Annotated in this window: 5 protein-coding genes and 3 pseudogenes; 6 read left to right on the forward strand and 2 right to left on the reverse strand. The window is 67.2% G+C overall.

The window, feature by feature from the left end; translation table 11 throughout:
* Positions 1–70 precede the first annotated feature (70 nt).
* Positions 71–3,490, forward strand: coding sequence for an AAA domain-containing protein (locus ACFPZJ_RS37885; RefSeq protein ID WP_381031367.1), 3,420 nt, complete (start codon positions 71–73; stop codon positions 3,488–3,490).
* Positions 3,483–4,880, forward strand: a complete 1,398-nt coding sequence (locus ACFPZJ_RS37890) for a phospholipase D-like domain-containing protein (protein ID WP_381031369.1) — start codon at positions 3,483–3,485, stop codon at positions 4,878–4,880. Before ACFPZJ_RS37885 ends, ACFPZJ_RS37890 begins: the two co-directional genes overlap by 8 nt.
* Positions 4,881–5,057: 177 nt before the next feature.
* Here the strand turns inward: ACFPZJ_RS37890 and ACFPZJ_RS37895 are convergent.
* Positions 5,058–5,249, reverse strand: a pseudogene (locus ACFPZJ_RS37895) (LexA family protein); the annotation flags it as partial.
* Positions 5,250–5,313: 64 nt separating this feature from the next.
* On the opposite strand from ACFPZJ_RS37895, the gene ACFPZJ_RS37900 reads away from it, so the two are divergent.
* The 3 genes and pseudogenes from ACFPZJ_RS37900 to ACFPZJ_RS37910 all read left to right on the forward strand — a co-directional run bounded on the left by ACFPZJ_RS37900 (position 5,314) and on the right by ACFPZJ_RS37910 (position 8,828).
* The gene (locus tag ACFPZJ_RS37900) at positions 5,314–5,598 is read left to right on the forward strand and encodes a hypothetical protein (protein ID WP_381031370.1); all 285 of its coding nucleotides are present in this window, start codon (positions 5,314–5,316) and stop codon (positions 5,596–5,598) included.
* A gap of 166 nt (positions 5,599–5,764) precedes the next feature.
* Positions 5,765–6,311: pseudogene (locus ACFPZJ_RS37905) on the forward strand (DUF4158 domain-containing protein).
* A 1,102-nt stretch (positions 6,312–7,413) separates the two neighbouring features.
* Positions 7,414–8,828, forward strand: a pseudogene (locus ACFPZJ_RS37910) (transposase).
* Positions 8,829–9,077: 249 nt separating this feature from the next.
* On the opposite strand, the gene ACFPZJ_RS37915 reads toward ACFPZJ_RS37910, so the two are convergent.
* The gene (locus ACFPZJ_RS37915; protein ID WP_381031372.1) at positions 9,078–10,043 is read right to left on the reverse strand and encodes a hypothetical protein; all 966 of its coding nucleotides are present in this window, start codon (positions 10,041–10,043) and stop codon (positions 9,078–9,080) included.
* A gap of 276 nt (positions 10,044–10,319) precedes the next feature.
* Between ACFPZJ_RS37915 and ACFPZJ_RS37920 the strand changes: the two genes are divergently transcribed.
* The gene (locus ACFPZJ_RS37920) at positions 10,320–12,665 is read left to right on the forward strand and encodes a hypothetical protein (protein ID WP_381031374.1); all 2,346 of its coding nucleotides are present in this window, start codon (positions 10,320–10,322) and stop codon (positions 12,663–12,665) included.
* Positions 12,666–12,810: the final 145 nt, after the last annotated feature.

Genomic DNA, 12,810 nt, shown 5'->3' on the forward strand with positions numbered 1-12,810 from the left:
GCGGCCCCCTGGCAAGATGAAGAGTTCGGGGCTAGCTGCACAGGCAGCAGCGTTGAGCGAGGAGCAGTGGGTGGGGACGACGATCAACGGCCGGTTTCTGTTGCTCCCTCAGGAAGCCAGGCGCGGTGGTCTGTCAGAGGTCCGCAAGGCGGTCGATGTCACCAGCGAGGGTGGTGACTACGTGGCCGTCAAGCTGCTCAAGCAGCGGGATGACGCGGTCAGCCGGATCTTCCTGGAGCGGGAGACTGGGGCGCTCAAGGCCCTAGAGCACCCCCACATCGTGCGCATGCTCGACTCCGGCTGGGATGCCGAAAGCGAGCGGTATTTCATCGCGCTGGAGTGGATCGATCGCAGCCTCAAAGAGGACATGGCAGGCGGCCGCCCTCTGGACTGGCAGGCGTACTTCACCCGCATCGGCAGGCCACTGGCGTCCGCGCTCTCCTACGCGCATGAGCACCAGATCGAGCACCGGGACCTGAAACCGGGCAACGTGCTGCTGAGCGACGACGGCACGGTCAAGCTCGCCGACTTCGGGATCGCCAAGATTCTCTCCAAGGCCGCGACCGTCACGGACGAGACCGTGGCCGACTTCCGCTCCACTCTGTATGCGCCGCCGGAGCAGAGCGATGCGATCCCCTATGTCCGGGACGTCTACGCCTACGCGGTCCTCGCCATCCAGGTCCTCTCCCGCAACAAGGCCCGCGACTATCCCGACCTGGCGAACGTTCTCGATGAGCTGGATCTGGATGCGGAGATCCGGGACATCTTGAAGTCCTGCATCGACTACGACCCGCAGAAGCGGCCGGCCAACGCCAGCGTGCTGGAGCACCGGCTTCTGGAAGCCGAACGGGTGTGCGGCAACCGGGACGCCCGCCGCCGCAACGGGCTCTGGCTGAAGATGACGCGCCGCGCGGCCGAGAGTCTCAGCAGCGCCCCAGCCGGCGGGGAGATCGACTGGACCCGGGTGAAGGCCGATGTCCTCCAGGACATCTCCGGCACCGTGCACGTCGACTACGGCTACAACCCGCAGACCAGTGAGATCGACACCACCACAGTGCGAGTGTTCGGCCGGACGCTGTTTCTGCGCCTGGTCAACGACGAGGAGCACTCGGACCGGTGCGTGATCATCTCCGCGGAGGAGAAGCCGGATGAGTGGCTGGCCAAGCGCCGCGCGTCCGCGCTCAAGCTCGGGCCCATCCTGACCTGGACCTTCGACGATCCGGGTGAGGATCCGGCGTACCTCGGGCTCAACCTGCTGCTGGAGAGCCTCGACGAGCATCTGGACGCGCGCGAGCAGCAGGCCAAGGTCCGCAAGAGCCACCAGCTCGGTGACTTGTTCGATGGCTGGCGCCGGGTGCTGGATGCTCGCGAGGATGTCGCGGCCGAGGGCCGGCTGCCGATCGAGTACGAGCGGATGGAGGGCGGCGGTCAGACCCGCGTGTTCCACCTGGCCTCGCCGGACACCGTTGTGGAGATCGGCCAGGAGTGGTCGGTGGCGGAGTACCCCTACAGCAGAACCATCGACCGCGGCGAGATGACCAACCACACCGGCGACACCGTCGTGCTGCGGATGACGCGCCCCAAGGCGGTCCTTCCTTCCCGGGGCGTCCTGCTGCCTTTCCTCGGGCCGAGTCAGGTCGCCATCAGCCGTCAGCGCGATGCGTTGAGCGCCGTCGCCGCCGGTCAGACAGCCAACCCGCTCCTTCGGCAGATCATCGACAACCCGGCGGCCATCCCCTCGCGACCGCCCGCAGAGGTCACCAGCTGGTTCCGCGCCGACCTCGACAAGAGCAAGCGGGACGTCGTCGCCCACGCCCTGGGCAGCCAGGACCTCCTCCTCGTCGAGGGGCCACCCGGCACCGGCAAGACCACCGTGATCGCCGAGATCGTCGAGCAGACCCTCAAGCGCAACCCTCACGCCCGGATCCTCATCGTCTCCCAGACCCATATCGCCATCGACAACGCGCTCAAGCGCATCGAGGACGCCGGCATCAGCGGCCTGGTCCGCCTGGGCCACGTCGGCGATCCGCGGGTGGCCGAGAGCGCCCAGCCGCTGCTGCTGGACAAGCAGATCAAAAAGTGGACCCAGGGCGTTCGGGCGCGGGCGGAGAAGTACCTGGACGCGGTGGCGGCCGGCAACCAGATGGAGGCCCGCCATCTGAAGGCGGCCCTCGTGCTGGAGGAACTCGCCTCCGTGGCCGCCAGTCTGGCGCACGTGGCGGCCAAGCTGGAGGAACTGTCGAACCGGCCGGCACCCGACCGCACCAGCTCCGCCCGGGATCTCGCCGAGGAGCTCGTCACCACCCGCGCCCGCCACGAACAGCTCCTCCAGCAGCGCTCCGAGCTGTTCGCCCAGGTCCAGTCCATGCTCACCGGCGAACTCACCCTTCGCGAGGACCTCAGCGCCGCGGATGCCCGCGACGCGGTCGAAGCCCTCCTCGGCCCGTCCAGGCCGGGGCGGGAGCTGATGGATCTGCTGCGCCTGCAGGGTGAGTGGCTGCAGCGTATCGGCACCGACCAGAATCTCATCAGCGCGTTCCTGCGGACCCGGCAGGTCATCGGCGGTACCGCTCTGGGCTTCCTCGGCCACCGCGCGGTGAGGGACCTGGACTTCGACCTGTGCATCTTCGACGAGGCATCGAAGGCCACCGCGACCGAGGCCCTGGTGCCGCTGGCCCGGGCCAAGCGGTGGGTCCTGGTCGGCGACACCAACCAGCTGCCGCCCATCGACGAGGATCTGCTGCGCGACGAGAAGATCATGGCCGACCACCAGCTCATCCCCGAGCTGGTGATGACCACGCTGTTCCAGTACCTCGCCAACTGCACGGACACTCCCGTCAAGCACCTGCTGCGCGAGCAGTACCGGATGACGCCGACGATCGGCAACATGATCAGCACCTGCTTCTACAACGGGAAGCTGATCTCGCCCAACGACCACACGCTGCCCGGATACGACACGATCAACAAGCCGGTGCTCTGGCTGGACACCAGCGCCCTGCCCGGCAGGCGTGAATCCGACCGGACCACCGCCGAGACCAGCATCTCCAACCCCCTCGAAGCCAAGCTGGCGATGAGCCGCCTGGAGGTGATCGACCAGGCCATCGACAAAAAAGTGATCAAGGTTCCCGAAGGCAAGCGCCTCGACGTCCTGGTCATCGCCCCGTACGGCCGCCAGGTCCAAGAGCTCACGCGCCGCCTGGCCTCCCTGAAGCTCAAGCACATCACCCCGGAAGTCTTGTCGGTCGACGCCGTCCAGGGCCGCGAATGCGACCTCACCGTCTTCTCCGTGACCCGCAGCAACATGCACGGGCATTTCGGGTTCCTCGGCCAGCCCTACTGGCGCCGCATCAACGTCGCCCTCAGCCGGGCGCGCTTCGGTCTGATCATCGTCGGCGACGCCGGCTTCTGCCGGAGCAAGCCCGGGGCCCTGCGCGACGTCCTCGACTACATCAGCGGCCACCCGGAGGAGTGCGAGATCCGCAATGCCTAGCTTCAGCCCCGACAGCCTCCTGGCCGTCCGCTTCCGCAACGCCCGCCCCGGGCTCGAACTGGTCACCATCGTCGACGCCGCGCTGCCCGTCGCCCTGCTCACGGCCGAGGTCCTCGCCCAGGACAGCAAGGACCTTCCGCTGATGGAGGAGTTCGTGCTGCGGCTGGTCGACCAGGGCGTGAACAGCCAGCGCGGCATCTCCGGCATGCTCGGCCTCCCCGAGCGCATGGTGGACCAGACCGTCGCCGACCTGTTCCACTCGGACAGCCTCAAGTGGGCGCCTTCAGCGCAGGGAGCCGATTCCGGCAGCCGAGCGCTGCGACTGACCGACCGGGGCCGCGTCACCGTCCAGAAGGCTGCCGCCGTCGCACCCGTCCGTGTCAACCAGCCCCTGGTCTACGACCAGGTGCTGTGGAAGGTGGCCCCCTACTACCGGCACACCACCCTGCGGCGCGGCCAGGCCGAGGACGACGGCCTGATCATGCTGCCTTCCGCACGGTCCGGACCGGTCGATGACAGCGACATCACTGCGGCCGACATCACCGCCCTGCTCCGCGAGAACGGCACCACCGACCGCGAGGTACTCCAGGTCAAGACCATCACCCAGGCCCCGTCACGCCGCGTGCTCCCAGTCAAGATCCTCGTGTACGCCGACGAAGAGCGCAGCGAGATCCAGCTCGGCGTCGTCGTCGACGGGGAACTCAGCCACGCTCACGAACTCGCCCTGATCGGCCACGGCGGTGCCAAGGCCCTCGGCATCACAGTCGCCCCGCCGCCAGAGCGGCCCGTCCTGGAACCCGACCTGGAAAGGGCCCGGGTCCCCCTGCAGGAAGTCATCCAGCACCGCGCCGAGCAGGCTGCCTTCCAGCTCGGCGCCCAAAGCCCTACCCCAGCCCCGCCGGCGGCACCGCAGCCGCAAGCGGACGAGATCCGCGCCATCGGCGTCTTCGAGCACCCGGAAATCCTCGACGAAGCCCTCACCCACGCCCGGCGCCGCCTGCTCATCATCTCACCGTGGATCAAGAACGCGATCATCACCACCACGTTCCTCAGCAAGCTGGAAACCCGCCTGGCGCGCGGCGTGAAGGTCGACATCGCCTACGGCTACGAAGACAACGACACCAAGACCGACCCGGCGGCCGTCCGCAAGCTCAACAACCTCGCCGCCCGCCACCAGGACAAGTTCACCTTCACCCGCCTCAAGAGCACCCACGCCAAGGTCCTCGTCTACGACGACGTCTGGGTCACCACGTCCTTCAACTGGCTCTCCTTCAAGGGCGATCCCGACCGCACCTACCGCATGGAAGAAGGAAGCCTCGTCCGCAACCGCCAGATCACCGGCGCCCAGTACACCCGCTACCTCGAGCTCATTGACGAGCAACGCCGATAGCCGCGCTTCGCCGATGGCTGCTGGCTGTGTTGTCCGTTCCACGGCCTGCGGTCGGCACGGGCATGCCGCGGCGCAGGGCCTCGCGGGTGAGGGCATCAAGTTCGGCATCGGCCGCGTTGTAGGCGTCGGCAGCACGGGCAAGGCGCTACTCGGCGGCGGCCAGGGCTGCGGCGAATAGATGGCGCGCATCACGGCGACGACCTTGCCCAGGATGACCGCGTCGTCGGCCGCGAGCGGCTGGAACCTGGGGTTGTGCGCGACGAGCCAGACGTGGCCGGCCGCGTCGCGCTGGAACCTCTTCACGGTCGCTTCGCCGTCGAGAATGGCGGCGACGATGTCGCCCGGCTCGGCGACCTGCTGGCGCCGTACCCCGAGCCCGGCGAAGGGGTTCCGCCTACCTGGCGGTCACAGACCGGTCGGCATCATGAGCGTCATGTGGGCGCACAGGACGCGCTCGATCCACGCCGAGAGGTTCACCGGCCTGTCCTCGCGTACGGCCCAGCTGTCCGTCGTGGGTGAGGGTGGCGGCGGAGCAGGTGACGACATCGACCAGGTGCACCACCTCGCCGACGGTGGTCATCTGCGCTTCGGGCACCGACTCCGGGCGAGGAACCGCAGGTGGAACACGTCCTCGGCGGCGGTGATCCGCTCGGGGCTGTGCCGTGTGGTCCGGTACTTCTCCGGTCCAGTGTGCGGGGTTGCCGGACGCCGGCGCTGAAGGGTGGGCGGAGGAGATGCGCGTAAAAGCCGCCACTTCATGGCAGAGCGTGACGCTCGAATACGGTGAGTGTGGCTACGCTCCGTGATCTGGCCCTGGCCCCGCTCCCGGGATCGTCGCTGTTTATGGTGGCCGCTGTCAGTCGGTCGGGCGTGGGGCGGTTGGTGTGGCGTCGCTGGAGCGGACGGCGTATCCGAGGTTCAAGAGGCTGATCTCGGAAAGGGAGTTGCGGGAGTTCTTCACGCCGTCGGCGGAGGAGGTGGCGTGGGCACGTGAGCGTACGCGTGACCGCCCGGGCAGGGTCCTGGCACTGCTGGTGATGCTGAAGTTCGCATCACGGCTGGGCCGTCCCCAAGATTAGGGAGATACCCGAGGTGGTCGTGGCCCACGTGCGCGATCAGGTGGGGCTCTCTGCGGGGACGGTGCCAGAGGCCGATTCCGAAAGGAGCGAGGAACGCTACCGTTCCGCCGTACGTGACCGTCTGGAGCTGAAGCACAAGCCGGGCGAGGCCCGCGCGGTCGCGGAAGCCGCGATGCAGGCGGCGGCGCCGGTGAAGGCGCATACCGCGGACCTGGTGAACGTGGCGCTGGAGGAGCTGGTCCGGCAGAAGGAGCGGCTGGGCTGCCGGCGTTCTCCACCCTGGACCGGATGGCTGCCCGTATCCGCTCCGAGGTGGAAGCCTCACAGTGCGAGGCGATCGTCGCGCGCATGAGTGACGCGGCGCGGCAGCGGTCGCGGGCATGCTGGAGGTCGTCGAGGGCGAGTACCAGAGCCTGTTCGCGTGGATCAAGCAGCCCGCCCGGCGGGCGACGTGGTCACGGTTTAGGGCGCATGCGGAGCGGATGGAGAGGGTGGACGGTCTGGGGGATGCCGTCTTCTGGGTGGGGAAGACACCGCCGGCGAAGGTGGCCGCGCTGGCAGAGCAGGCGAGAGTGCTGTCGGTGGGCGAGATGAAGGACATCGCCGAGCCCCGCCGCACCGCGATGACCGTGTGCCTGCTGGCGCAGGTGCAGGCGGCGGTGCGGGACGAGACCGTGGTCATGCTCTCCAAGCGCATGTCCCGGCACCTCAAGCGGGCCCAGGAAGAGCTGCTGGAGATCGAGAAGCAGCAGAAGGAGACTACCGAGCGGCTCCTGGCCACTTTCCGGGACGTGCTGACCGCCCTGCGCGGCAGCGGCGAGGCCGCTCCCGGCGCGTGGGAGGGGGAGGCGTCGCTGGATGATCTGCTGGCGCTGAAGAACGCCCGGGCTGCGATCGAGACGGCGGGCGGGTTCGAGGCCCAGCTGGCGGAGCTGGAGGCCCTGGACGCCTACCGGGGCAGTAACTACACGGCGCTGGTAGAGCGCTTCTTCAAGCCGGACCGGCCGACCATGTTCAAGATCGCCCGCCGTCTGTCGTTCACCGCGACCTCGACCGACCGCAGCGTGCTGGACGCGCTGGAGCACGTCCTCGCTCACCAGCACCTCACCCGGCCCCTCGTGGCGGACACGCATTCCACCCGCAAGGACGAGAACGGGGAGCCGGTACGGCTGGACCTGTCGTTCGCGCCGAAGATGTGGCTGAAGACTGTCTACTCCCGTGAACAGCCGGGGATGCTGGTCCGCCGCCATTTCGAGGCAATGGTGTTCGCCTGTCTCGTGGAGGAGCTGCGCTGCGGTGATGTCGCCGTGATCGGCGCGGAGGACTACGGTGACTGGACCCGCATGCTCCTGCCTTGGGAGCAGTGCGAGCCCAAGCTCGCCGGCTTCTGCGAGCAGGCGGGCTTCGCGGCCACCGCGAGCGAGTTCACCGTTCGGCTGCGCGAGCGGCTCACCATGATCGCCGAAACCGTGGACGCCGGGTATCCGGACAACAAGGACCTCACCATCGACCCGGTCACCGGCGTCCCCTCCCTTGCCGTACGCAGAGCAGGCGAGCGCACCGCCTCCGCGGGGAAGCTGGAAGAAGCTCTCTCCGAGCGGCTTCCCGTCCGCAGTGTGCTGGAACATCTGGCGCGGGCGGCGCACTGGACGGACTGGTGGAAACGGCCCGGCCCGCGCTCGGGCAGCGAGCCGAAGCTGAAAGAGCCCTTGCCGCGCTACGTGACCACCGCGTTCGTCTACGGTTCCGGGCTCGGCCCTGCCCAGGCGGTGCGCCACATGCGGGGCAGCGTGGCCGCGCACGAGCTCGGCGCGATCGCGAAGCGCCACTTCACCATCCCGGTTCTCAACCGGTGCGGGGCCGACGTTGTCAACACCCACGCCGGCCTGGACCTGACGGCGGTGTGGGGTGATGGGTCGGTGGCGGCGGTGGACGGCACCATGATGGACACCGTCATTGACAACCTCCTCGCCGAGACCTCGATCCGCTACGGCGGCTACGGCGGGATCGCCCACCATCTCGTCTCCGACACCTACGTTGCGCTCTTCTCACGGTTCATCCCGTGCGGGGTGTGGGAGGCCGTCTACCTCATCGACTCGCTCCTTGCGAACGAGTCTGAGGTCAGGCCGGACACCGTACACGCCGACACCCAGGGCCAGTCCTTCCCGGTCTTCGGGCTCGCCCACCTGCTCGGCATCGACCTGCTGCCGCGGATCCGGAACTTCCAGGACCTCACCTTCCACCGCCCCGATCCCCAGGTGCGCTACTGGCATATCGACGCGCTGTTCTCCGCCGATCCGCGTACCTGCATCGACTGGCAGCTCATCGAAAGCGGTTTCAACGACCTCATGCAAGTCGGCCTGTCGGTACGCGAAGGCACCGTGTCCTCCGTCACCCTCCTGCGGCGCCTGAACAACCACTCCCGCAAAAACCAGATCTACCGGGTCTTCCGGGAGGTCGGCCGCGCTGTCCGGACAATCGTCCTGCTCCGCTACCTCTCGGACCCGCAACTGCGGGAGCAGATCACCAGGGCGACGAACAAGGCCGAGGCATACAACGGGTACACGAAATGGCTGCACTTCGGCGGGACGGCTACCTGCGCTCCCGTGACCCCGAACTCCAGGAGAAGGCCGTCAAGTTCCTCGACCTGATGGCCAACAGCATCATCTTCTCCACCACCGTCGACATGACCGACACACTGCGCCAGATGGCCGCCCAAGGCCGGGAGGTGAACCCTGACGACGTCGCCGCGCTCAGCCCGCACCGCAGGGACAACGTCCTCCGCTTCGGCGACTACGACACCGCCACCCTGCACATCCCGCCCGGCCCGTACGACAGCGCGCTACGCCTTCCTGCGAATGGTCTCTGAACCGTTCAGGCGAGATGGCGGCCAACCGGAATACAGCCGGAACGGAACTGCAGTAAATCCGGGCATCTTGGCCCTGGTGTCCTAGCTCAGACACCAGCCGCAAAGGTAGGTCGCGGGTAGTTGGACGGGCCCCGTTTCCCTGCCCTGGGCGCCGTCGTTGGTCTGATCGAGTGATCGAGGCCAAAGGGGCGGGCGTGCGGCAAGAGTGGTCGCCTTACGGGCGAAACCGCTGCGGCATTGGCGGGCCCATCAGCCGTACCGGTAGATGACCGGCGCGTCCTCGGCTTCCCCGGGGTCCTTGTACCAGTCCAGCCGCTCCCGCAGGACCGTCTCGTCCCCCTCATCCAGCGTCACCTTCACTGCGTCCATAGGGACATCAGCACCCCCGTCACGCACCGTCGGCTGATTCACGAAGGGCTTCCCCGAGTACGGGTCGTCCGGCGATGTCCCCGCGCCAGGCTCACGGTACTCCCACACGCCCGCGCGGTGCCGCACGGCGATTTCCCCGACGTACCAGATCGCTCCCTGTACGAAGGAGTCGTCCTCGCGTGTCTGGAGGTTCTCTCGCGTCTCATAGCGCTCGATCACCAGCCTTCCCAGCAGATCCAGCGACCCAGGTGTGAAGTCCCACACCGTCGTGCTGCTTCCGGTCTCGGCAGCCCAGGCATCGAAACCGGCTTTGCGGACGCCAAGCCACCGCACCAGCCACGGATGCGGCTCCTCCGGCTCCCACGGATCTAGTCCAGGTGTGGCCTCCTTCGTCGGCTTCCACACGGGATCCTTCTCGCGGCGGGCGGCGACCGCGGCCCGCAATCGACCGGCCGCTTCCTCGAACACCCCCACGTCGCTTCGCTCATGCGCGGCATTGATCAGGTTCAGCGGGTCCAGCGGGTCCATGCCCAGCTCCGTATCCGGCAGTACGACCGGATGTCCTGCCCTGCTCCATCCCCACCGGCCGCCGCCGATGTGCATCAGTGCTTCGCCCAGATAGGCCATCGCCCCCTGGAGCCAGTCTTGGGAATCGTCTGTCTCTTCCGGCGCGTAGGTGAAGACAATGGCCTCCTCCAGCAGCTGAAGGGAGTCCACGGACAGGTCCGTGCGGAAGTGCTCGGGGGTGTGCCAGGTGTCCAGGCGCATCACCAGGGCGGGCACGTCGCTGATCCACCGCACCAGATCCTCACCATCGACCGTTGCATCCATCGTGTTCTCAGGCATGGCGCGCACTCTAGACCGGACCCGCGAACCGAACGGGGCAACTCGCTTACCACGACGGCAAGTTGCGATCGCGCATCATCAGCGAGCCGCACCGTGACTTGTGGTACACCGCGATCCTACGGTTTGTCATGCACGAGGTCATCTCTACGGGGGCGATGACCCTTGCCCGCACCACCTGCTCCCGTGCCCCCCGACCAAAGGGACACAGCAGATATGAGCCACGCCCAACCACGGCGCTCAAACTGGTTCGGCCGCTCAGGCATCCTCGCGTTGAGCGTGGGCATCCTCACCGGCGGACTCCCCGTCCTGGACAACGTCCAGGACGCCGAAGCCGCCCCCAAGCGATGCACCGACATGTACGGCACACCCAACCGGGCACCGCGCCTCGGGAGCCTGCCCGGCTTCAGGGCGCCCGGCAAGTACCAGTGGCGTACCAGGGGCGACACCAAGCGCACTTACACCTACGACAACCCGCGCAAAGCCCTGTCCGGCCTCGAAATCCCTGAAAGCGGGGCGGCGAAGAGGGCCTTCGACCAGGTCAAGCCCAACCCCGACCTGTACGACAACGCCACGCCCGAGCACGCCTGGGCGTATTGGAAGCAGAACCAGCGCAAACCAGTCAAGGACCGCTACCCGGGCTCGTTCAACGAGTACGTGAACACGCTGTACGTCAACGGCGAAGGCAACAGCCGCCGCGGTGTCGCCTACGAGCGTGAGAACGCACAGTACTTCAAGCTCGGCGGCCGTGACTGGTACTGCCAGTACAGTCTTCGTGAGGAGTTACCTGAGATCTGGGCCGAGATCGTCGAAGAGATCACTCAGGAGATGATCGCCGAACATGGAGAGCAGAAGGGCCGGGAAGAGGCGAAGAAGGTCCTCAAGGAGGACCGCCGGTTCGACGCCTACCGCAACAGCCGCGGCCAAAAGATCATCTACGAGTTCAAGTCGGGCCGCGAAATCAGCAGGAACCAGGTCCTCATCGACAGGGCAATGGCCAAGCGCGGCTACCGCGTCGTTTACGTCTTCGGCCGCGAGCCCACCCAGCCCACGCAGAGGCTGCTGCGCCAGTACGGGATGAACTGGTACCAGCACCGTGCTGTGGAGAGCGGGCGCTTCACCCCCGGTGTCCACACACGGGAAGACAGCGCGTTTAACGGCCCCAGGAACAACTGCCCTGCAGTACAGCTCAATTCCGTGAAGGTAGCAGCACAGGCACAGCCTTGTCGGGGGCGGTCCTCCCGCGGTGCCGCCAACGACATGGCCCGCGGCTCCGGCAGGAGCAAGGAAGAAGCCCAGCGCCGCGCGCAGGCCCGCGCGAAAGCCCCGGGCGCGATCAACCGGGTGCGCGGACCCGGCGGGATCGACTTCTCCACGATGGAGCTGCGCTACATCACCGAGCCCGTCAAGGGCAAGGGCATGGACTACGGGTTCAAGGCCAAGCTGAACGAGGACGAGGACAACAACCCCTCGTGGGGCGGCGGCGAGAAGATCGACCTCTCGTCCGATGCCATGTTCACGTGGCTCGCGCTGCATCCCAACCGGTTCTGGGTCAATCTCAACCCCGACCAGCCCGACCAGGTCACCGACGACAAATTGGCCAAGACCGACGCCGGCAGAGTGCTGCTAGAAGCCGATCTCCAAATGAAGCACGACCTCGCCAAGATCATGGTTCCCGACAACCCCGTCGGTAACAGGCTGTGGGACTCTTTCCGGCACGTCAACGGCGCACCCTGCTGGGACACCTTCCGGTACTTCATCGAGCCCTACCCAGCCAAGGTCCGCGAAGAGGACGGGAGGCTCTACATCCTCGACGCTCCGATGGACGTCATGGCCGAGAAGCTGAAGACCAGCGATTCCGGGAAGTGCGAGCAGCCCAAGGAGGTCCAGGACCACAACTTCCGGAAGATCCAGGAGATCGCGATCCTGGAACTCGAGAAGACCGTCAACACGGCTCCCGCGTACGCCGACCTCCGCAGCGTCTACACCTCCCGCATCGCGGCCGAGTGGATCAAGCAGAAGGACGTGAAGCGGCCCGGCGACTTCCATTTGATCATTGGCTCCGACGACGCCACGGCGTGGCCCTCGCGCACCAAGTGGGACAGGAACAAGATCTACGCCGACTACCTGAAGTCGTACAAGGAGTATGACTTCCACTTCAAGCGAAAGTACGAGCAGGACGGCGCCGTCCTCGAGTTCGAGTTCGCCACCGGCGGCGTGGACTTCTCTAAGCAGCCGAAGCCGGACAACATCTCCAAGACCGAGTTCCAGGCCGATCACCCTGATCTGCCGGACACCGCGCGACAGTCGTCGAAGTCGGTCGTCCAGTACGACGGTGACCCGGGCACCGGCTACCTTGGCGGAAACAACTACGGCGCGACCGACGGCAAAGACGACGAGCCGAGGCCCACGCCGACACCGACGGATGCCCCGGCCCCGGCCCCCACCACATCCACGCCTGGCGGCACCGAGCCCAGCCACGACCCGCAGGAATCGGACGGCGACATTGCCGACACCGGCTCCGACCTCCCCGTCGGCCTGATCACCGGCATTGCCGCCGCGGTCATAGCCGCCGGTGCGGCCCTGGTGTGGTGGATACGCCGGCGCAAGGCAGCCGAGGGTTAGCCCCCGGCGCCGCACTCGGCGGGAAGCCCGCCCGGACTCCTCCCGAACGCTGGGGTCTGCGTGACGTCGGCCTGCCGATCACTCTTGATGGCCTGGTTGGCGCTGGCGCCGGAGCATGCGGAGCAGAGGACCAGCACGGTGACGT

Source organism: Streptomyces bullii, assembly GCF_042657145.1.
Classification (GTDB): Bacteria; Actinomycetota; Actinomycetes; order Streptomycetales; family Streptomycetaceae; genus Streptomyces; species Streptomyces bullii.